Raw genomic sequence first — 20411 nt, 5'->3', positions numbered from 1 at the left:
TCGCGGCCGATCCGCAGCCGAGGAACGACGACGAACGCCCCCGGTCCGTCCAGCGGGCCGGGGGCGTTCGTGCGTGGCGTCAGATCGAGTAGTCGTCGCCGATCTGGTGGTACGTGCGGTCGTGGTAGACGAGCGGTGTCACGTCGTGGGTGCCGTGCGACAGGGCCCGCACGGAGATGAGGTACGACCCGCCGACGGGTGTGCGCTGCACGACTCGGCCGCGGACCCACGACACGGCCCCGTCGATCACGGGTTCACCGGTGTCGAGCGCGGTCCAGCCACCCGCCGCGAACCGGTCGATGCCCTGCGTCGCGAACCGGGCCGACACGTCGTCCTGCGACCCGGACAGGAAGCTGATCGCGAGCGTGCGCGCCCGGGACACGGCGGGCCAGGACGACGAGGTCGAGGCCAGCGAGAACGCGAGCAGCGGCGGCTCGGCGGACACCGAGATGACCGAGGTCGCCGTGAAGCCGACGAGCCGGCCGGGCCGCTCGACGCCCTCGTACGACTCGAGGCCGGGTTCGTGCCCGGGCTCGGCCGCGGGGTCGACGAGCGCGACGACCGCGACACCGGCGGGGTGCCGGCGGAACACCTCCTTGTACTCGTCGGGCGTCAGCTGCGGCTCGTCCTGCTCGGTCAGGTCGGCGTCCAGCGAACGCAGTACCTCCGCGGTCACCGCAGCACCTCCGCGAGCGTCGCGACGCCGCCGAGCGACCGGCGCAGGGGCTCGGCGGCCCGGTCGAGCCACCGGTCGACGGCCGGGTCGAGGTCGGCGAGGTCGGCCTCCGTGACGGTGAACGATCGAGCGGGGACGGTCGCGCCGAGCTCGACGAGCAGGGGCCGCAGGTGCACCTCGCCGACCAGCGCGTGCGCGGGGTTGCCCGACACGACGACGGGCACCGCGGTGACGCCCGCGAGCCCGTCGGGCCCGTACAGGTCGAGGAACGACTTGAGCAGCCCGGTGTACGACGCCTTGTAGACGGGCGTCGCGACGAGCAGCACGTCGGCGCCGGCGACGAGCCGCAGCGCCTCGTCCACGGCCGGTCGCTCGGCCGCGAACAGCACGGGTGCGAGGTCGGCGAGGTCGACGGTCGAGTACGGCACGGGCTCGTCGGCCGGCACCGGGGCCAGCGCCGGACCCAGCCGCGCAGCGAGGTGCTCGGCGGCGGCGCGGGTGCGCGACCCGGGTCGGGGGTTGCCGACCAGCGCGACGACGGACGGATGGGGGTGGACCACGGTGCAGCTCCTTCTCCTCACGAGTTGCCGGAACCCCGGGTGGGGCGTCGGCCAGGTCATCTCCCGGAGCACCCCGTCGTGACAGGGGTTGCTGACCAGCGAGCCGGGGCTGGGTGCTGGTGCTCGTGACCTCGGCGCGGTTTGTACCAGCGGTCCGGCCGCCGACAAGGGCTTGCGCGGGACATCTCGCACTGCGGACACCGGCGGGGTCGTGCGACGCTCGCCCCATGAGCGACCTGCCCGGCGTCCCGGACGACGTCCAGGACCCGCACGTCGTCGCGTCGGCCGCGGTGCGGAACCTGCGGGACCTGGGCGGTCGGCCGACGAGCGACGGCGGGTCGGTCGTCCGGGGAGTGGCGTTCCGGTCGGCGGAGCTCGCGGAGGACGGCGTCGAGGGCGACCCGGCGCTGGCCGCGCTGGGCGTCCGGACGGTGGTCGACCTGCGGACGCGAGGCGAGCGCGAGGTCCGGCCGGACCACGTGCCGGCGGGGGCCCGTCACGTCGTGCTCGACGTGCTCGCGGACCTGCCGACGGCCGCCGCGACGCAGGCGGCGGCCGTGCTCTCCGCGCCGGCGAGCCTGGTCGAGACGCTCGCCGGTGTCGACGTCGCGGAGCAGATGCGCGCCACGTACCGCCGGCTCGTCGTCGGGGACGCCGCCCGCCAGGCGTACGCGGCCTTCGTCCGAACGGTCCTCGACCCGGACGCGGTCCCCGTGCTGTTCCACTGCACGGCCGGCAAGGACCGCACCGGGTGGGCGGCGACGATCCTGCTGCTCGCGGCGGGCGTGGACGAGGAGGGCGCGACGGCGGAGTTCCTCGCCGTGAACCCGGCCGTGCGGGCGGTGTTCGCGCCGCTGCTCGCGCAGCTCGACGGGCTGGGGGAGGACTCGTCGGTGCTCGTCCCGTTCCTCGAGGTGCGGCCCGACTACCTGCAGGCAGCGCTCGACGAGATGCGGGCCACGTTCGGCTCGTTCGACGGGTACCTGAGCGACGGTCTGGGCCTGAGCCCCGTGGAGATCGAAGGGCTGCGGCGCACGCTGCGCGAGTGATTGAGCCGTTCGGGTGGTCCGTTTCCTCCCGCATTGCTGTCCGGTTCGTCCGGTTCCACGATGGTCCGACCGCGTCCCGTCGCGGTGACCTCGCATGCGCGCCCGCCATGCGCGTCGGACGACGAAAGGCGCACCCCGTGCACGACGAGCTCGTCTCCCCGATCCGCCGCGGTGCCCACGACATCGCCGTCGACCGCGAGCGCATGCGCCGCCGCCGGGTGTACCGGCTGGCCGTCGTGCTGCTCGCGGCCGAGGCGTACGTCATCGTCAGCGCGCTCACGGGGCGCGACATCGTGCCCCCGATGCCGACGATCGACCCGCTGGTCCTGGTCCCGGTGCTGTTCTTCGCGGGCCTGCTCGGGGTCATGCTGCTCACCACGGTGGGCACGTCGCGCTCGCCCCACGTGATGTACCGGCCCGAGCAGGTGGACGTGCGGCTCGAGGACGTCATCGGCATCGAGCCGGTGATCGAGGACGTGCGTCGCTCGATCGACCTGTTCCAGACGCACCGGCAGTTCGCGGACCAGATGGGTGGGACGCCGCGTCGCGGCCTGCTGTTCGAGGGCGCGCCGGGCACGGGCAAGACGATGACGGCGAAGGCGATGGCGGCCGAGGCGGGCGTGCCGTTCCTGTTCGTGTCGGCGACGTCGTTCCAGTCGATGTACTACGGCGCGACGGCGAAGAAGATCCGCGCGTACTTCAAGGCGCTCCGCAAGGCGGCCCGCACCGAGGGCGGTGCGATCGGGTTCATCGAGGAGATCGACGCGATCGGCCTGCGCCGCGGCGGGATGCAGGCGGCGAGCGTCGCGCACGGTCAGCGGGGTTCCGTCATGAACCTGATGACGACCGAGGGCACGGGCGGTGTCGTCAACGAGCTGCTCGTGCAGATGCAGTCGTTCGACGAGCCGACGGGCATGGCCAAGCTGAGCGACCGGCTCGTCGCGCGCCTCAACCTGCTGCTGCCCGCGCACCGACAGGTCCCGCGGCGCCGTCCGGCGAAGGCGCCGATCCTGCTCATCGCGGCGACGAACCGCGCGGACTCGCTGGACCCGGCGCTGCTGCGCCCAGGGCGGTTCGACCGCCACCTCACGTTCGTCGCGCCCGACGCGCACGGCCGTCGCGCGCTCGTCGACCACTTCCTGGGCCGGCGCTCGCACGACGCGGAGCTCGACGACCCGGTGGTGCGGGACCGCGTCGCGGCCGCGACGAACGGCTGGACGCCCGTGATGATCGAGCACCTGCTCGACGAGGCGCTCGTGAACTCGCTGCGCCGGGGCTCGCTGACCATGTCCTTCGCGGACGTCGAGAAGGCACGCATCACGGAGATGGTCGGCATCGGCCAGCCCGTCCGGTACACCGAGGCGGAGCGCCGGCTGATCGCGACGCACGAGGCGGGGCACGCGGTGACCGCCTGGCTGGTCGCGCCGAACCGGCACCTGGAGGTCCTCACGATCGTGCGTCGCGGCGAGGCCCTCGGGCTGCTCGCGCACGGCGACTGCGAGGAGGTCTGGACGCGCTCGTCGGGCGACCTGCGGGGTCTCGTGCAGATCGCGATGGGCGGCTGGGTCGCCGAGGAGCTGTTCTTCGGCCAGACAACCACGGGTCCCGCGAGCGACCTCGCGGCCGCGACCCGCACGGCCGCCCAGATGGTCGGCGCCGCGGGCATGACGGGGTCGCTCGTGTCGTTCCTGGCGACGGACCGGCCGCTCGTCAACGCGGTGCTGGCCGACAACAAGGCCCGTGACCAGCTCGAGCAGGTGCTCGAGGACGCCCGGTCGAGCGTGCGTCGGCTGCTGTCCCGCAACCGGCACCTCGTCGAGGCGCTGCGCGACGCGCTCCTGGAGCGGTATGAGCTCATCGGCGACGAGATCACGGACGTGCTGCTCGCGGCGCACCTCACCGGCGGGGACCTGCCGCCGGTGCCGCAGCTCGAGGAGCCGGTGCACGACCGGGTGCGGGTCGCGGCGTCGACGTCGGCCGGGATCCACCGGGGTTCGGTCGTCAACTAGCCTGCGGGACGTGCCCGAGGGTCATACCGTCCACCGCATCGCCCACCGCTTCACGCGCGACCTCGTCGGCCGCGAGGTCGCGGTGTCGTCGCCGCAGGGCCGCTTCGCGGCGGGTGCGCGGCGGCTCGACGGGCAGCAGCTCGTGCGGGCGTCGGCCGTGGGCAAGCAGCTGTTCTGCACGTTCGGGTCGGGTGACGTGCTGCGCGTGCACCTCGGGCTGTACGGCGCGTGGGACTTCTACGGCGCGGTCTCGGGCCTCGGCGACGGCGACACGTCGGGCAGCATGGGCGCCCCGCGGCTGCGCCGCGCGGTGCGGATGGGCGAGGACGAGCGCGAGCAGCCGTCGGCCGAGGGCGGGCTGCTCGCGCACTTCCCGCCGGACCCCGTCGGGCAGGTGCGCGTGCGCCTGGCCACGCACGAGACCGTCGCCGACCTGCGCGGCCCGTCGGCGTGCGAGGTGCTGGACCCCGACGCGGCACTCGCCGCCGTCGAGAAGCTGGGCCCGGACCCGGCGACGAGCACCGACCTCGCGGCCGCCGGTGAGGTCGTCGTGGACCGGCTCACGTCCCGGTCGGTCGCGGTCGGGCAGCTGCTCATGGACCAGTCGGTGGTCGCCGGCATCGGCAACATCTACCGCGCCGAGCTGCTGTTCCGCGCTCGTCTGGACCCGCACACGCCCGGGCGACGGGTCCCCCGGGACACGGCGCGGGCGCTGTGGGAGGACTGGGCGGTGCTGCTCGAGGACGGGATCCGCACGGGCGTCATGCTCACGCGCGAGGACCTGGACGACGAGGGCCGCGTGGCGGCGGTGATCGACCCGACGCTGCGGCACTGGGTGTACGGGCGGGGCGGCGAGCCGTGCCGGGTGTGCGGGACGCCCGTGGTGGTCGAGGAGATGGCCGGGCGCAAGGTGTACTTCTGCCCGTCGTGCCAGGCCTGATGTCCCGTCGAGGTTGTGTCCGACGGCCGCTTCGGCCTCGAGGTGCGAGGTACGCGGGGACGTGCCAACGGCCACCCTCCGGAGTGGAGGGTGGCCGCCGAGGATCGCGTGCTAGTCGGTCGTCAGCGCAACAGCCGCACCGACGATGACGAGCACCGCCAGGCTCAGCGCCGCGACGACGAGAGCGCCCCACAGCACGGTGCGGTAAGTCCGCTCGAAGGTGCGGCGCAGCCGCCATGCTGCCAGAGCGATGAGGACTGCGTCGGCGATCAGCGCCCACGGCGTGACGAACGTGGCGACGAGCACGACGGCCGCCGCTGTCGCCAGTCCGGTCGCCCAGTGGCGCTCGGCCGACTGGGTCTGCTCGGTGTAGGACGCGATGCTCATGGTGAGGCTCCTCAGCCGACGGTCAGGTCGCGGTCGACGAGACCGGGACCGTTCGTGATGACCCACATCTGCTTCTGCATGCTGATGTTAGAGCCCTTGTAGACGGCGCTCAGCGTGAAGTCGGAGATGCAGTGACCTTGGCCGGAGGCGACGTAGTGGGTGTTGCTCACGGACATGGCCCACGGGCCGGAGAACCCCTCGAACGACGCGTTGCAATACTGGGTCGTCAGGACCACGTTGTTACCGGTCTGGTACTTGAACACCTGCTTGAAGTACCCGACGGGGACGCCGAGGAACCGGGTCGTGGCCGTCCACGTGTAGGTCACGTTGTAGACCGTGATGTTCGGGCTCACGCCTGCGGGCTTGAGGACACCGAGGGCGACGGTCTTGGCGGTCGACTCGGAGTAGCTCGTGGTCACGCCCGGCTGGGAGGCCGGATCCTCACTGGCGAGCACGGCGTCGAACTCCGCCTGCTGTGCCGGGGTCAGGGCGTCGTAGGCGGCTCTGCTGGCGGCCTGGACCGGTGCGGCGTCCACATCATGCACGGTCAGCACATCCAGCAGCGACGTGCCTTGCGGTCCGGAGTCGGTCTCGGCGGCGCTGGCGGCGCCTGCCGAGGCGAGTGTCGTCGCCGTGACGAGCAGAGCGGCGGCGGTGGTGCTGATCGAGCGTGTGCGTGTACGCACGTTCCCCCCTGTGGTCAGAGTTGGCCTCAACTGAGGTCACGGGGACCGTATCGGAGCGGGTGGGCGGCATGCCGCTATCCACAGGTCCGATTCGTGAAACGGCTGGCGTGTCCCACGCTGATACGCCCGATCGGGCATCCCTTCGGGCGGCAGCCGATCGGCGCAGGTGGTCGTCGGGACGTCAGAGCACCGTCGCGTGTGCACGCGCATCTTTGCGGCCCCAGGCGCCGGTAGGTCTCGCGATGCGGGCGTGGGACTAGCATGCGCCTCGCACGAGATGGACAGTCCAGACTGGACAGTTGAACCTGTCGATCCCTAGGGTGGACGACATGGCCGCTCAGCCGTCGTCCGCCGACGTCTCCCGCGAGATCCGCGTGGTGTTCGGCCGCCTGCAGCGCCGGCTCCGGGAGATCGCGGACGCCGACGACCTCACGTCCCCGCAGGCCGCGGCCCTGAGCACGCTCCGCAAGCACGGACCCGCCTCCGCGAGCGAGCTCGCCGACCGCGAGGGCGTCCGCCCGCAGTCGATCGCGACGATCGTCGCCGGGCTCGAGCAGCGGGGCCTCGTCCGGCGCGACCCCGACCCCGACGACGGCCGGCGGCTCATCGTGTCGCTCACCGACGACGGCCAGGGCCGCGCCGACGGCACGATCTCCGCGCGCGCCGAGTGGCTCACCGGCGCGGTCGAGGAGCGGTACGACGACGCCGAGCGGCGCACCCTCGCCGAGGCACTGGCGCTGCTCGACCGTCTCTCGCACGCCTGACCACCACCTGCACCAGCACCCCGAGGTCCGCCGAGGGGCGGCTCACCATGCCCCGACCCGGAAGGAACCAGCCATGACCCTCACCACGCTCGACCCGCGCACCGCGCTCGTCCTCGTCGACGTGCAAGAGGGCATCGTCGCGATGGACACCGTGCCGATCCCGTCCTCCGAGGTCGTCCAGCACGCCGCCACCCTCGCGGACGCGTTCCGCGCGCACGGCCTCCCAGTGATCCTGGTCCGCGTCACCGGCGCGGCCGACGGCTCCGACGCCGTACCCGGCCGCTCCGAGGCCGCCCCGCCGCCCAACGCGCGCGCCGAGGGCTGGGACCGGATCGTCGCCCCTCTGCAGCAGGACGGCGACGTGCTCGTCACCAAGCGGCAGTGGGGTGCGTTCTACGGCACGGACCTCGACCTGCAGCTGCGCCGCCGCGGCATCACGCAGATCGTGCTCGGCGGCATCTCGACGAGCATCGGCGTCGAGTCGACCGCCCGCGCGGCCCACGAGCACGGGTACCACCTGACGTTCGCGACCGACGCGATGGCCGACCGGCTCGCCGGGTCGCACGCGCACAGCGTCGACGTGATCTTCCCGCGGCTCGGCGAGCGGGGGACGACGGCCGAGATCGTCGACCTCCTGGCCGCGACCCGCTGACGCTCGGCGGCGGGGGTGGCGCGGCATCGACCGCCCCCGTCGCGCAGGACGGCTACCCGTCGAGACCCAGCAGGTGCCGCCACGCGCGGTGGTGCTCGACGGTGACCCCCTCGTAACCGGGCAGGCCGCCGAACGCGGCCGCGACCTCGGCGGTCTGCTGCTCCATGACCTCGGGTCCCTCGTCGTAGAACGTGAACTGCGGCCCGCCGGCGACCTCCGGGGTGTCCGTCTCGACCCCGACCGTGAACGGCTTCCCGGCGGCCGACGCCGCGACCACGGCCGGCCCGGCGAGCGAGATGATCCCGTCGGGACCGTGCGCGTGGTCGGCGAACGCGACGACGGCGACCCGGTCGCAGCGCGCGAGCACCTCGTCGAGCAGCGTCCGGGCGGGGGACTGGCCGGGCTCGTGCGCGAGCCACCACGGCGTGTCGACGCCGAGCGGGACGCCCGGCGGCAGCGCGGCGCGGACCTTGCGGATGAGCGTGAGCCACCGCTGCACCACCTGCGCGCGGTAGGTGGTCCACGACGGGGTGGTCCAGGGCTCGACGTCGAGCTGCACGAGCGTCGCGGTGGGCGCGGCGCGCAGGGCGGTCGTCGCCCACTGGATCGCGAGCGCCGGGTTCGGCAGCCAGCCGGGGTCGCCGCCGAGCACACCGACCCGCGCCCCCGTGCCGGCCACCGCCGCGGAAGCGGACGTGAACCAGGCACCGACCGGGCCCTCGTCGGCGGCCCAGGGTGCGCCGAGGAACACGAGCCGCAGCCCGCGCTGCACACAGAAGTACGCGAGCGGCTCGGGTGCCGCAGGGGCGTACCCGCGGCCGCGCGCGTCCTGCGACGGCGGCACGGAGTTGTCCCACGCCCACATCGACGTGAGCGCGCTGGTCATGACGCCGTGAACGTGCGCTCGCCGACGGGCACCGGGGCGGCGAGCGTGTTCGCCCGCGTCGCGAGCGGGCAGCTCCACGACGGGTCGTACGCGCACGACGGGTTGAACGCGAAGTTGAGGTCGACCACCAGCAGTCCGCGCGACATCCCCAGATCAGCCCCCTTGATCGTGTCGAGCACGTACCGGCCGCCGCCGAACGTGCCTCCGTCCTGCCCGGCGAGCGCGTCCCGGACGGGCAGGAACAGCCCGCCCGCGTACCCGTGCAGCGCCCACAGCGCGAGTGCACCCAGGTCGCCGAGCTCGACGGTGCCGATCCGCTCGTACGAGATCATCCCGTCGGTCTCGGTGCTGATCTCCAGGCGCTGCGGCTCCGACGGTCGCACCGGGACCTCGAACCGGTACGCAGGGTCGTACGGCGCGACCTCGAGCCCGGCGAAGAACGCGCGCGTCGCGGCGTCGAGCGGGGACGCGGGGTGGTCGGCGAACAGCTCGTCGCGGCGCTGCACCCACACGGCGTGCGCCTGCGCGGGGTCGTCGGCCGCGAGGTGCCGCACGTCGGCGTACGCCTCGGCGACCTTGCGTCGCCAGTCCGCGACCGCGAGCGCGTCGGACGCGGGGCCGGGCAGCGTGCGAGGTCGGTGCGGCACACGCCCACCGTGCCATGCGAGTCGTGGTCCCGTCGCGTCGGGCGCGCGGGTCGGGACCCGACGTTCAGCGGGGAGCCCGCCGCTGCAGCGCCCGCACCTCCCGCACCGCCACGAGCACGGCCACGAGCGCGACGACCAGCGCCCACCGGCGCCCCCGCAGCGCGGCACCCACGCACACGAGCGCGACGGCCACGCACAGCAGCACGGTGAGCAGACTGGCCCACCGGACGCGCGGTCGTGACGTCGGCATCCTGCATCGTCGCCCGTCGGGCGCCGCACGTGCCACCCGCGACGCCGTGCGAGGGTGGGAGGCATGGATCTGCGCATCTTCACCGAGCCCCAGCAGGGCGCCACGTACGACGAGCTGCTCACGGTGGCCAAGGCCACGGAGGACCTGGGCTTCGACGCCTTCTTCCGCTCCGACCACTACCTCGCGATGGGCGTCGACGGTCTGCCGGGCCCGACGGACGCGTGGACGACGCTCGCCGGCCTGGCCCGTGAGACCAGCCGGATCCGGCTCGGCACGCTCGTGTCGTCGGCGACGTTCCGGCACCCCGGGGTGCTCGCGGTGCAGGTCGCGCAGGTCGACCAGATGTCGGGCGGCCGGGTGGAGCTCGGGCTCGGCACGGGCTGGTTCGCGCGTGAGCACGAGGCGTACGGCATCCCGTTCCCGGAGAAGCGGTTCGGCCTGCTCGAGGAGCAGCTCGAGGTCGTCACGGGACTGTGGGGGACGCCGGTCGGTGAGACGTTCAGCCACTCCGGGGAGCGGTACACGCTCGTCGACTCGCCCGCGCTGCCGAAGCCGGTGCAGCGATCGCCGCTGGACCCGTCGAAGGCCGGTGTCCCGGTGATCGTCGGCGGCCTCGGGCCCAAGCGGACGCCGGCGCTCGCGGCCCGGTTCGCCGCCGAGCTCAACCTGTCGTTCCCCGCGTTCGACGAGGTCGGCGAGAAGCTCGGCAACGCCCGACGGGCGTGCGAGGAGGCCGGCAGGGACCCGCGGACGCTCACGCTGTCGGCCGCCCTGGTGCTGTGCGTGGGCCGGGACGACGCGGAGGTGGACCGGCGGGCGCGCGCGATCGGCCGCGACCCGCAGGAGATCCGCGGCCAGGGGATCGCCGGTTCGGTGGCGCAGGCAGTCGACCGGCTGGGCGAGCTCGCCGACCAGGGCATCACCCGCGTCTACCTGCAGGTTCTCGATCTGGGTGACCTGGACCACCTCGAGCTGGTCGCCGGTCAGGTCGCCCCCCAGACGAGGTAAAACGCCCATATCGCGAGATGGACGTCCGATGAATTCGAGACGTCGGACGTCCATCTCGGACGTCGTTGCAGGTCGCTCCCACCTGCGACGATGTCCGTTTCACCCGGGACGTCCGTCCTGGGTGTGACCTGGGGCACCACGCGTTCGCCTCGACAGCCCCCAGAACCGCTTCGTAGGTTCGATGCATCCACACAGGGCGGCGACGCCCGCCGAGGACACCCGTTCCAGCAGAGGTCCGGAACAGTCCTCGCGGCCCGTCGCCCTTCGTGCGCCCGGCGCCAGCGTCGCCGTCGCATCGGTCTGGTGGGCCCACCCGGGTCCGCCCGGCCGTCCGACAGGACGACCGAAGGGGGCTGGACGTGGCAACCACGTTCGACAGGCTCGTGATGGAGCCGCGAAGAACCGAGCAAGTCAAGATCAAGTCGACCGGGACGAACGAGAACGAGTCGTCCCAGAGCCCGTCGCTGATGCTGCTGGTCCTGCTGGCCGCAGCGGGCATCATCATCTACGCGGCGTTCCTGCTGAACCCGGCCAACCGCGGCGACTGGCTGCCGTACGTGCTGGTCATCCTCGCCGAGTCGGTGCTGGTCGCCCACGCGCTGCTGGCGATGTGGACCGTGCTGTCCAGCGGGTACAACCCGCGCGGGTTCTCCTTCAACCTCGCGCAGGACCGGTTGTACGACATCGCGGAGATCATCCGCGACGGCGTCGAGGACAAGCCGCAGGAATGGCGGATGTACCTGCAGGAGTGGCCCATCTCCGTCGACGTGTTCATCACGACGTACGGCGAGGACATCAACTCGATCCGCAACACCGTGACCGCCGCCGTCGCCATGCAGGGCAAGCACGACACGTACGTGCTCGACGACGGCCGGTCCGACGAGGTCCGTGACCTCGCCGCCGAGCTGGGCGCGCGGTACATCCGCCGGCTGTCCAGCAACGGCGCCAAGGCGGGGAACATCAACCACGCGCTGTCGCTGACGAAGGGTGACTTCTTCGTCATCCTCGACGCCGACTTCGTGCCGAAGCCGAACTTCCTGCACGAGACCGTGCCGTTCTTCGCCACCGACGACGTCGCGTTCGTGCAGACGCCGCAGGTGTACGGGAACCTGCACTCGGTGATCTCGAAGGGCGCCGGCTACATGCAGTCGGTGTTCTACAAGTTCATCCAGCCGGGCCGTAACCGGTTCAACGCCGCGTTCTCCGTCGGCACGAACGTCATCTACCGTCGCTCGGCCGCCGACTCCATCGGCGGCATCTACTCCGACTCCAAGTCGGAGGACGTGTGGACGTCGCTCATGCTGCACGAGAAGGGCTGGCGGACCGTCTACATCCCGACGGAGCTCGCGGTGGGTGACACGCCCGAGACCGTCGAGGCGTACACGAAGCAGCAGCTGCGCTGGGCGACCGGCGGGTTCGAGATCATGCTCACCCACAACCCGCTGAGCCCGAAGCGCAACCTCACGATGGACCAGCGCCTGCAGTACCTGGTGACGTCGACCTTCTACCTCACCGGTATCGCGCCGCTGCTGCTCATCCTCGTGCCGCCGCTGCAGATCTACTTCAACCTCACGCCGATGAACCTCACCATCACGCCCATGCAGTGGTTGCTGTACTACGCGGGGTTCTACGTGATGCAGATCCTCGTGGCGTTCTACACGCTCGGGTCGTTCCGCTGGCAGGTGCTGCTGCTCGCAGCCGTGTCGTTCCCGATCTACACCCGGGCGCTGATCAACGCGATCACCAAGAAGGACCAGAAGTGGCACGTGACCGGGCAGAAGGGCGCCTACCGCTCACCGTTCGCGTTCATGATGCCGCAGGTCCTGTTCTTCCAGTTCCTGCTCATCACCACGGTGGTCGGGCTGTGGAAGGACCTCGGGAACGGGTACGGCTCCCTCGCCGTCGCCTGGAACGCCACCAACACCCTGATCCTCGGCAGCTTCGTCGTCACCGCCTGGAAGGAGGGTCACCTCGCCCGCAAGGCCGCCAAGGCCGAGCGTGAGGCCGAGGTCGAGACCCCGCACGACGACCGCACCGCCGCACTCGAGACCGCACCCACCGGAGGTGTCGCATGACCTGGGGAAGCCGCATCAGACTCGTCGTGGGCACGATCCTCGTGCTCGTCCTGGCCGCACTGGCCACCTACAAGCTGAACGAGAGCAAGGGGGTCGCCGCGAGCGACTCCGCGCAGATCCTCGCCAAGACGTACACGGTCGGCACGCCGTACGCGGGCCTCGTCGTCGACCAGAAGGTCGACGTCGGCGACAAGGTGACGACCGGCCAGCCGCTGTTCGTGATCGACTCGGCGGCCCTGCAGTACGACGTGAAGAACGGGTTCGCGAAGTCGGCGACCGAGGCCACGCAGATCGACGACCAGGGCCGCCTCGTGGTCCTGGCGACGGGTGACGGCACCGTCACCAAGATCGAGTCCGAGCGGGGCACGTTCGTGCAGTCCGCGACCGACCTCGCCACCGTGCAGAAGGCGAACACGCTGTACGTCCAGGCCGAGTACTCGCTCACGGCCAAGGAGTACGCCCGCGTGAAGGACGACGCCGCCGTGACGGTCGTCCTGCCGAACCAGCGCACGCTCGTCGCGCACGTCGACAAGGTCAAGGTCAAGACGGTCGCCGGCGAGGCGCAGGCGGTCATGACCCTCAAGGGCGAGTCGCTCCGGGACGGCGCCCAGAACGGGCTCGTCGCCGCCGGCACCCCTGTCACGGCCGAGCTGCAGCTCGAGAACGACGGTGTCGTGACCCGCGCTGCCTCGGACGTGAAGAGCTACCTCGGAGGCATCTTCGGATGACGGCACGAGTGACTGAACCCACGACCGAGGTCCGCCCGCCGCCGACGCACCGGCGCCGCTGGATCACCCTGGTGGCGGCGGCCGTCGCGGCGGTGCTCGGCGCAGGCGTCGTCCTGTGGGCCCCCTGGGCCTCCGACGACACCGCGTCCGAGGGCGTCGGCACCGGCACCGGCTCGGCGCCCGACGCTCCGGTGAGCGGACCCGCGGACGCGACACCGCCGAAGGTCGACAGCGCGGCGCTCGTCGCCGCGGTGCCCGACGAGCAGGTCGCGAAGATCGACCCGGTGCGCCTCGCCGACGGCGTGGTCCCGCCCACCAACCGCTGGTACAGCGGCCTGGTGTTCGGCGACCAGCCGCAGCCGGTGTTCGCCGAGCCGCTGTCGTTCGGCCTGACGGACTCGGGCTTCACGCTCGGGCTCCCGAAGCCGGTGGTCAGCGAGAAGGCGGTCGTCGCGCCGCACGTGCCGGCCGTGACCGTGGACGCCGGCGCCGCCTCGGCCCGCGTCAGCGCCGCGGACCCGGTGAGCGTGACGGTCGACCTGCTCGACACGTCCGGTGCCGTGCTCGGGCACGTGGTGCTCGCGGAGGGCTCGCCTTTCGTCAGCTTCACGGCCGAGCAGGACGTCACGCTCGTCTCGAGCGTGACGGGCGGGTCCTTCGAGGCCGGCTCGGACGGTGCCGCGATCGCGGACGCGGGCGACTCCCAGTGGGGGCTCGTCGGGGGGAAGTCCGACAGCGGGTCGACGACGCTCGGCAAGGGCGAGTCGGCCAGCTGGTACGCGCTGCCCCCGAAGGCGTCCGCCGCCGCGAAGAAGGCCCTCGCGACGGCCGCGGCCGACCCGGTCACCGGTGTCGACGTGTCGTACGGCGTGGGTGACGACGTCGCCCGCACCACGCTCACGTACAAGACGGCCGGGGGCTCCCCGACGGCGTACGTGACCATGCCGCACCACCGCGACGGCGATCAGCCCGACCGGAAGGACTGCGACCTGGGCGCGTACCCGAGCGTGTACGGCGACCTCGAGCTGTGCGCGGGCTCGCAGCTCACGTCCTACGCACCGGCCGTGCCGGCGTCGAGCGAGCTCGACCTCGACGGCATCACGGCCGACCAGAAGGCGGCGATCGTCGACGCCCTCAAGGCGGACGTCACGGCCACCCCGGCGTTCCCGTCGGACACGTACTTCGGCGGCAAGGCGCTCAACCGCGCGGCGTCGCTCGTGGTGCTCGGCGAGCAGCTCGGGGCGGACGACGTGGTGGCCGACCTCAAGAAGAAGACGGTCGAGCAGCTCGAGGAGTGGGGCGACCCGCAGGGCTGCACGCAGCGGGACGCCAGGTGCGTCGTGTACGACAAGACCGCCCGCTCGGCGATCGGGCTCACGCCGTCCTTCGGGTCGGACGAGCTCAACGACCACCACTTCCACTACGGCTACATCCTGGCGGCGGCCGGCCTGCTCACGCAGGACGACCCGGCCCTCGCGAAGAAGCTCGCCCCGGTGATGAACCTGCTCGGCCAGGACATCGCCGCCGCGAAGCCGTCGTCCGAGCTGCCGCAGCTGCGGTCGTTCGACCCGTACGCGGGGCACTCGTGGGCGTCGGGCACCTCGCCCTTCGCCGACGGGAACAACCAGGAGTCGTCGTCCGAGGCGGTCAACGCCTGGAACGGCCTGGGCCTGTGGGCGCAGGCGTCGGGGCAGAAGGACCTCCAGACGGAGGCGACCTGGCTCGCGTCGACCGAGGCCTCGACCGCCAAGGCGTACTGGACGAACCCCGACCTGAGCGACCTCGAGTCGTTCGACCACACGATCCTGTCGCTCAACTGGGGCGGGAAGCGGGACTACGCCACGTGGTTCAGCCCCGACCCGAACGCCATCCTCGCCATTCAGCTCATCCCCATGGGCCCGGTGCAGACGTACCTGGCCGCCGGGGTGGACCCGGACCAGATCCGGGCGTCGGTGAAGGAGGCCACGCCGTCGGGCTACGGCGTGCAGTTCGGCGACTACCTGCTCATGTACTCCGCCCTGGCCGGCGCTGACGACGCGGCGGCCGCCTGGAAGGAGGCGACGGGTCTGCCGGACACGTCGATCGACGACGGGAGCTCGCGCGCCGCGATGCTCGCGTTCATCGCCTCGGCACGGGCGCACCCGACCGCCGGTCGCTGACCAGCAGCGGCGACCGGCCGCACGAAGCGACGCCCGCTCCCACCGCCCCCGGGAGCGGGCGTCGTGGTGCCCAGGGGCTGCTCGCGGTCCCGCGTGCGCTCAGGCGACGGGCGCCTCGAGGTCGGCCCTCGGCCCGGGCTCCTGCGCCGCGGGGACGGCGTCCGGCCGGGGCGCCGGCTGCCGCAGCAGCGCTCTCACGGTGAGTACGGTGAGCACGACGAGCGCGACGTTCCGTGCGGCCAGCACGGATGTGACGCCGGGCCCGGCGTTCAGCACCTGGTCGTACCCCCACGGGAACACGATCTGCGTCTCCGCCGCGACCCCGAGCGTCCACCACGCGGTGGTCCGCCATCCGGGCAGCCGCAGCGCGAGCGCGACGGCGACGGGCGGCGCGAGCCAGCCCATGTACTGCGGCGACCCGACCTTGTTGAGCACGAGCATCGTGAGCGTCAGCAGCATCGCGCCGCGCACGACGAGCTCGCGCTGCGCGACGGGGTCGCCCCAGAACCCGTCGCCCAGCCTCCGCCGGCACCACCACAGCAGCCCGCCGGCCGCGACCAGCCCGAGCGGGAACAGCGTGCCGAGCACGTCGGCCGCGAGCACCGTGCCGGGTCCGCGGATCTCCCACGTGACGATCGGCTCGTTGAGCCAGATCACCACCTGGTCGGACCACAGCCCCGCGACGAGCCACGGCGTCGCCCCGGGTGACTCGACCTGCATCCCGCGCTCGCCCTGCTCCAGCAGGAACGACGCGACGTGCGACGTGCCACCGCCGGCCGCGACCGCGACCAGGACGCCGAGCGAGACGAGCGCCGCGGGGAGCACGACGTCCCGCCACGGCCGCCGCACTGCGACGACCACCGCGAGGAGCAGCGCGCCGGGTGCGACCTTGACCCACGCGGCCGCGGCGAGCAGCGCCGACGAGACCCTCGGATGTCGCAGCGTCACGGCGAGCGCCACGACGACGACGGGCGCGACGACGGCGTCCAGCCGGCCCATCGCGATCGGGCCGAGCAGCAGCAGGAACCCGATCCACCACCAGGCGCCCGTGGTGGTCCGCGGCTCGTGCGCGTGGTGCCACCGGGAGCCGGCGGGGCGGGCGATGCGCGGCGCGTGCAGCAGCACGCCGAGGGCGACGGCGTCGAGCGCGGTCACCATCAGCGACCACGCCCACATGTACCCGGACCCGGCGGTGACACCTCCGACGCCCGCGACGAGCATCGGCACCACTGCGCCGGCGGGGTACACCCACGAGCCGGACAGCACGGGCCACTGCCCGTCGTGGAGGCCGAGGTACATCCAGTAGCGGTACAGCCCGAGGTCCCAGAACGCACGCTCGGGGATCGCCACCACCCCGACGTACATGAGCGAGCCGTGCACGAGGAGGAAGGCCACCCAGACGGCGGTGAGCGAGCGCCTCAGTGGGCCGAGCAGTCGGGGGAACAGAGCGCGCCTCCGGCGGGGAAGGGCCGCCGAGCCGACCCGGCGGGCAGCGGGGACGCCAGGGTAGCCCGCGCGCCTGTGCCACCGAGGGCGTGTCCGCGCGGCCGTCAGCCCGGCCGTCGGCTCGTCTGCCCACCCCGGCCGGCCGCCTGGTCGCCGGGTGCCCGACGACCAGGGGCGACGGCCGGACGGGACGCTACGTGATCTGGTTGCCCGCGACCGGGGGGAACGCGGGCGGGCGGCCCTCGGAGTCCTCCTCGTCACTGAGGGCGGGGGCGATGACGTCCTCCGTGGGCGGCGGCGGTGCGGTCGGAGCGGTCTCGGCCACGGGGTCGGGTGCGCCGCCCGGCACCACCTCGCGCGGCGGCGGTCGGAACTGGTCGTCGGTCACGATCGGTCCTCCTCGTGCTCTCGGGTGCGCGCCGCCGCAGGGCTCCGACGGTGCCGTCAGGGACACCGTGGCACGTCGGCCCGGCGCGTGCAGGACGAGGGGCCCACCAGCGACGTCGCGCGTCCCCTAGCCTTCCCGTCAGCGGCCGACGAGCCGCCGTCCCCCGGGCTCGCGCCGGGGTGCGCCCGGACGTGCGGGCCGGCCTGCCTAGTCCGGGCGGCCCGGGAGGAGGACGGCATGGACCTGCTGACCTGGAGGCTGCACGGGAACGGCAAGCACGTGCCACCCGGCGAGGTCGTGGCCCCCGACGAGCGGCTCACCTGGCCACGGACCATCGGCATCGGGCTGCAGCACATCGTGGCGATGTTCGGGGCCACGTTCGCCGTCCCGCTCATCACCGAGTTCTCACCGCAGACCACGCTGTTCTTCTCGGCGATCGGCACGCTCGGGTTCCTGCTGATCACCCGCAACCGGCTGCCCAGCTACCTCGGGTCGAGCTTCGCGTTCATCGCGCCGATCCTCGCCGCGACCGCGTCGGACGGCAAGGCGGTCGCGGTCGGCGGCATCCTCGTCACCGGTGTCGTGCTCGCGGCGGTCGGCGTCGTGGTGCACCTCGTCGGCACGCACTGGATCGAGGTCGTGATGCCGCCGGTCGTCACCGGCACGATCGTCGCGCTCATCGGGTTCAACCTCGCGCCCGTCGCCTGGCAGTACACACAGCAGGCGCCGCTCACGGCGATCATCACGCTGACCGCGATCATCCTGACGACCGTGCTGTTCCGCGGCATCCTCGGGCGGCTGTCGATCCTCGTCGGCGTGGTCGTCGGGTACGTCGCCGCGCTCATCCAGGGCCAGGTCGACTTCTCGGCGTTCGACAGCGCGCCGCTCGTCGGGCTGCCCGACTTCGTCACGCCCCGGTTCGACGCGTCCGTGCTCGGCCTGTTCGTGCCCGTCGTGCTGGTGCTCGTCGCCGAGAACGTCGGCCACGTGAAGTCCGTCGCCGCGATGACGGGCCGCAACCTCGACCCGCTCACCGGCCGTGCCCTGATCGCCGACGGCCTCGCGACGACGCTCGCGGGCCTCGGTGGCGGCTCCGGGACCACGACGTACGCGGAGAACATCGGCGTCATGGCCGCGACCCGCGTCTACTCGACGGCCGCGTACTGGGTCGCCGGCCTCGGCGCGCTGCTGCTGTCGATGTCCCCGAAGTTCGGCCAGCTCATCCAGACCGTCCCCGCCGGCGTCCTCGGCGGCGCCACGACCATGCTCTACGGCATGATCGGGCTGCTCGGCGCCCGCATCTGGATCCAGGCGAAGGTCGACTTCGGCAACCCCGTGAACCTCGTGCCGGCCGCCGTCGCGCTCGTCGTCGGCATCGCCAACTACACGTGGGTCGTCGGCGACCTCGAGTTCGCCGGCATCGCGCTCGGGACCGCGACCGCGATCGTCGTCTTCCACGTCATGCGCGTCCTCGCCCGGTGGCGGGGGACGGCGGCGGAGCCCGTGTCACCGACGTCCGTCGAGCCCGTGGAGGACGCGGACGAGCTCACCCGCTGACGTTCCGGCAGCCGCGGGCCGGGCGCTCCGACGCTCGGCCCGCGGCTGCCGCGCTCAGCCCGCGGGTGCGGCGGTCGGCGTCGACGGTGCTGCGGGCGTGGCCTCGCTGAGCGGCGTGCAGCCCACGGGGGGCGTGAAGGGCACCGCGGGGTCGAGCACGACGTTCTCGGCGGGCTTGAGCTCGGCGAAATCCTTGCCGAGCGACAGGTCGACGCTCGGGTCGGCCGGGTCCTTCGCGACGAGCAGCAGGACCGCGCCGTCGACCTGCGCGGCGAGGGTGTACGCCTGCGCGACGCCCGCCGTGCCGAACGAGATCTGCGCGACGCCCGAGTACGCCTGGCCGTTCTGCGTCGTGCCCACGTGGAAGCCGCGCTCGCTCAGGACCTCGGCGGTCGCCGCCGCGAGGCGCACCCGGCTCGTCGCGTTGTACACGTTGACGGTGATCTGGTCGTACGGCACCGGCAGGGCACCCTCCGGCGGGCACGGACCGGCGGCGCCGCCGGCGGTCGGGGTGGGGGAGGCCGTGCTGAACCCTCGACCCATCAGCGGGACGTCGAGGCTGCCCGTGTACACCGCGGCCGCGCCGAGCCCCGCCACCGCGAGCCCCGCGAGCAGCACGCCGAAGATGACCGCCTGCCGTTCGTGCATGTGCCGGCGGCGCAGCGCCCGCCCGCGGTCCAGGTCGCTCACTCGATCACCAGGACGCGCGCGTGCAGGACGGGGCGCTGCTGGAGCGCGGCCCGGACGGCACGGTGCAGGCCGTCCTCCAGGTACATGACGCCCTTGTACTGCACGACGTGCGCGAACAGGTCGCCGTAGAACGTCGAGTCCTCGGCGAGCAGCGCCGTGAGGTCGAGCGTCCGCTTGGTCGTCACGAGCTCGTCGAGACGCACCACCCGCGGAGCCACCTCGGCCCACTGCTTGGGGGTCTCGAGCCCGTGGTCCGGGTAGGGCCTGCCCTCGCCCACCGCCTTGAAGATCACGGGGGGAGTCTAGGGGGAGCCCCACCTGTCGGACGGCCCGCTCCAGGGTGAGCCGCCCGACAGTGGGGGTGGTTCACCCGCCGAGGCCCTTCTGGGCTGCCTCCAGCGCGATGTCGTGGGCGCGCTCGAGCGAGCCGGCGGCGTCCGTCTGCTCCCATGCCGACTGCGACGCCTCGAGGAACAGCGCGACGCCGAGGTTGTAGTCGGCGAGCCACGGTTCGGGCTGCGGGCCGCGCGGCCACGGGCCCCAGCCGCCCGGCGGCCGCGGGGGTGTCGGGCACCAGTCGTCGAGGTCGGGGTCGAACGCGACGCGCAGCTGGGTGGCGGTGCGGGCCAGCCGGAACAGGTCCTGGCCCGCCTGGAAGCCGACCGCGAGCGGCGGCAACGGCTGCGGGTTGAGCTCGGCGGCCGCGTGCGTGTGCGCCACGTGGGCCGGGAGACCGACCTGGAGGCCGCCGTACGGGCCGTGCGGGTTGCCCAGGATGTCGAAGATCTCGGGGTGGATGCGGCCGATCAGGTAGATCGCCGCCTTGGTCAACGCCATCGTCGCCTCCTCGTCCA

The 20411-nt window shown here is 72.7% G+C and carries 22 protein-coding genes and 1 riboswitch; of the genes, 10 read left to right on the top strand and 12 right to left on the bottom strand.

What is annotated here, in order from left to right; all coding sequences use genetic code 11:
* Positions 1-79: 79 nt before the first annotated feature.
* Together J7523_RS18050 and J7523_RS18045 are read right to left on the bottom strand one after the other, a co-directional pair.
* The gene (locus tag J7523_RS18050) at positions 80-676 is read right to left on the bottom strand and encodes a flavin reductase family protein (protein ID WP_291889829.1); all 597 of its coding nucleotides are present in this window, start codon (positions 674-676) and stop codon (positions 80-82) included.
* Positions 673-1236: an NAD(P)H-dependent oxidoreductase gene (locus J7523_RS18045; RefSeq protein ID WP_291889826.1), complete on the bottom strand. Its 564-nt coding sequence runs from the start codon at positions 1234-1236 to the stop codon at positions 673-675. Before J7523_RS18045 ends, J7523_RS18050 begins: the two co-directional genes overlap by 4 nt.
* A gap of 15 nt (positions 1237-1251) precedes the next feature.
* A riboswitch (SAM riboswitch) is annotated at positions 1252-1367 on the bottom strand.
* Positions 1368-1463: 96 nt separating this feature from the next.
* Between J7523_RS18045 and J7523_RS18040 the strand changes: the two genes are divergently transcribed.
* The 3 genes from J7523_RS18040 (at position 1464) to J7523_RS18030 (ending at position 5234) form a co-directional block, all read left to right on the top strand.
* Positions 1464-2285: a tyrosine-protein phosphatase gene (locus J7523_RS18040; RefSeq protein ID WP_291889823.1), complete on the top strand. Its 822-nt coding sequence runs from the start codon at positions 1464-1466 to the stop codon at positions 2283-2285.
* Positions 2286-2422: 137 nt separating this feature from the next.
* On the top strand, positions 2423-4294 hold the full coding sequence (locus tag J7523_RS18035) for an AAA family ATPase (protein ID WP_291889820.1): 1872 nt from the start codon (positions 2423-2425) through the stop codon (positions 4292-4294).
* Positions 4295-4304: 10 nt separating this feature from the next.
* Positions 4305-5234, top strand: a complete 930-nt coding sequence (locus J7523_RS18030; RefSeq protein ID WP_291889817.1) for a DNA-formamidopyrimidine glycosylase family protein — start codon at positions 4305-4307, stop codon at positions 5232-5234.
* Positions 5235-5345: 111 nt separating this feature from the next.
* Here the strand turns inward: J7523_RS18030 and J7523_RS18025 are convergent, their stop codons facing one another.
* Positions 5346-5621, bottom strand: coding sequence for a hypothetical protein (locus J7523_RS18025; RefSeq protein WP_291889814.1), 276 nt, complete (start codon positions 5619-5621; stop codon positions 5346-5348).
* 11 nt (positions 5622-5632) lie between these two features.
* Positions 5633-6307 (bottom strand): hypothetical protein, encoded by a 675-nt coding sequence (locus J7523_RS18020; protein ID WP_291889812.1) that lies wholly within the window; start codon positions 6305-6307, stop codon positions 5633-5635.
* 329 nt (positions 6308-6636) lie between these two features.
* Between J7523_RS18020 and J7523_RS18015 the strand changes: the two genes are divergently transcribed.
* Positions 6637-7071 (top strand): MarR family transcriptional regulator, encoded by a 435-nt coding sequence (locus tag J7523_RS18015; protein WP_291889811.1) that lies wholly within the window; start codon positions 6637-6639, stop codon positions 7069-7071.
* Between the two features lie 73 nt (positions 7072-7144).
* Complete coding sequence (locus J7523_RS18010) at positions 7145-7723, top strand: hydrolase (protein ID WP_291889808.1); 579 nt, start codon at positions 7145-7147, stop codon at positions 7721-7723.
* A 52-nt stretch (positions 7724-7775) separates the two neighbouring features.
* Here J7523_RS18010 and J7523_RS18005 read toward each other — a convergent pair whose 3' ends face one another.
* The 3 genes from J7523_RS18005 to J7523_RS17995 all read right to left on the bottom strand — a co-directional run bounded on the left by J7523_RS18005 (position 7776) and on the right by J7523_RS17995 (position 9506).
* Positions 7776-8609, bottom strand: a complete 834-nt coding sequence (locus tag J7523_RS18005; RefSeq protein ID WP_291889806.1) for a hypothetical protein — start codon at positions 8607-8609, stop codon at positions 7776-7778.
* On the bottom strand, positions 8606-9256 hold the full coding sequence (locus tag J7523_RS18000; RefSeq protein WP_291889804.1) for a DUF1684 domain-containing protein: 651 nt from the start codon (positions 9254-9256) through the stop codon (positions 8606-8608). The genes J7523_RS18005 and J7523_RS18000 overlap by 4 nt, the downstream gene beginning before the upstream one ends.
* 64 nt (positions 9257-9320) lie before the next feature.
* Entirely contained in the window at positions 9321-9506 is a 186-nt protein-coding gene (locus J7523_RS17995) for a hypothetical protein (protein ID WP_291889802.1), read from the bottom strand.
* Between the two features lie 63 nt (positions 9507-9569).
* On the opposite strand from J7523_RS17995, the gene J7523_RS17990 reads away from it, so the two are divergent.
* The 4 genes from J7523_RS17990 (at position 9570) to J7523_RS17975 (ending at position 15476) form a co-directional block, all read left to right on the top strand.
* The gene (locus tag J7523_RS17990; RefSeq protein ID WP_291889799.1) at positions 9570-10514 is read left to right on the top strand and encodes an LLM class F420-dependent oxidoreductase; all 945 of its coding nucleotides are present in this window, start codon (positions 9570-9572) and stop codon (positions 10512-10514) included.
* Positions 10515-10873: 359 nt separating this feature from the next.
* Positions 10874-12589 (top strand): cellulose synthase catalytic subunit, encoded by a 1716-nt coding sequence (locus J7523_RS17985; protein WP_291889796.1) that lies wholly within the window; start codon positions 10874-10876, stop codon positions 12587-12589.
* Positions 12586-13317 (top strand): HlyD family efflux transporter periplasmic adaptor subunit, encoded by a 732-nt coding sequence (locus tag J7523_RS17980; RefSeq protein WP_291889793.1) that lies wholly within the window; start codon positions 12586-12588, stop codon positions 13315-13317. The genes J7523_RS17985 and J7523_RS17980 overlap by 4 nt, the downstream gene beginning before the upstream one ends.
* An 8-nt stretch (positions 13318-13325) precedes the next feature.
* Positions 13326-15476: a glycosyl hydrolase gene (locus tag J7523_RS17975; RefSeq protein ID WP_291889790.1), complete on the top strand. Its 2151-nt coding sequence runs from the start codon at positions 13326-13328 to the stop codon at positions 15474-15476.
* Positions 15477-15575: 99 nt separating this feature from the next.
* On the opposite strand, the gene J7523_RS17970 is transcribed toward J7523_RS17975, so the two are convergent.
* Together J7523_RS17970 and J7523_RS17965 are read right to left on the bottom strand one after the other, a co-directional pair.
* Positions 15576-16871 (bottom strand): hypothetical protein, encoded by a 1296-nt coding sequence (locus tag J7523_RS17970; RefSeq protein WP_291889787.1) that lies wholly within the window; start codon positions 16869-16871, stop codon positions 15576-15578.
* A gap of 244 nt (positions 16872-17115) precedes the next feature.
* Positions 17116-17310, bottom strand: a complete 195-nt coding sequence (locus J7523_RS17965) for a hypothetical protein (RefSeq protein ID WP_291889784.1) — start codon at positions 17308-17310, stop codon at positions 17116-17118.
* A gap of 237 nt (positions 17311-17547) precedes the next feature.
* Between J7523_RS17965 and J7523_RS17960 the strand changes: the two genes are divergently transcribed.
* Positions 17548-18867, top strand: a complete 1320-nt coding sequence (locus J7523_RS17960) for a solute carrier family 23 protein (protein WP_291889782.1) — start codon at positions 17548-17550, stop codon at positions 18865-18867.
* Positions 18868-18921: 54 nt separating this feature from the next.
* On the opposite strand, the gene J7523_RS17955 is transcribed toward J7523_RS17960, so the two are convergent.
* The 3 genes from J7523_RS17955 to J7523_RS17945 form a co-directional block, all read right to left on the bottom strand.
* Positions 18922-19557 (bottom strand): LytR C-terminal domain-containing protein, encoded by a 636-nt coding sequence (locus J7523_RS17955; protein ID WP_291889779.1) that lies wholly within the window; start codon positions 19555-19557, stop codon positions 18922-18924.
* A complete protein-coding gene (locus J7523_RS17950) occupies positions 19554-19850 on the bottom strand; it encodes a type II toxin-antitoxin system VapB family antitoxin (RefSeq protein WP_203752635.1) in 297 nt (98 codons plus the stop codon). Before J7523_RS17950 ends, J7523_RS17955 begins: the two co-directional genes overlap by 4 nt.
* 73 nt (positions 19851-19923) lie before the next feature.
* The coding region (locus J7523_RS17945) for a hypothetical protein (RefSeq protein WP_291889776.1) at positions 19924-20411 on the bottom strand (488 nt) is incomplete at its 5' end.

Origin of the sequence: Cellulomonas sp. (genome assembly GCF_017744555.1) — a bacterium.
Taxonomy (GTDB): domain Bacteria; phylum Actinomycetota; class Actinomycetes; order Actinomycetales; family Cellulomonadaceae; genus Cellulomonas.
The sequence above is the reverse complement of the archived record's forward strand: the minus strand, read 5'-3'. Positions and strand labels throughout refer to the sequence as shown.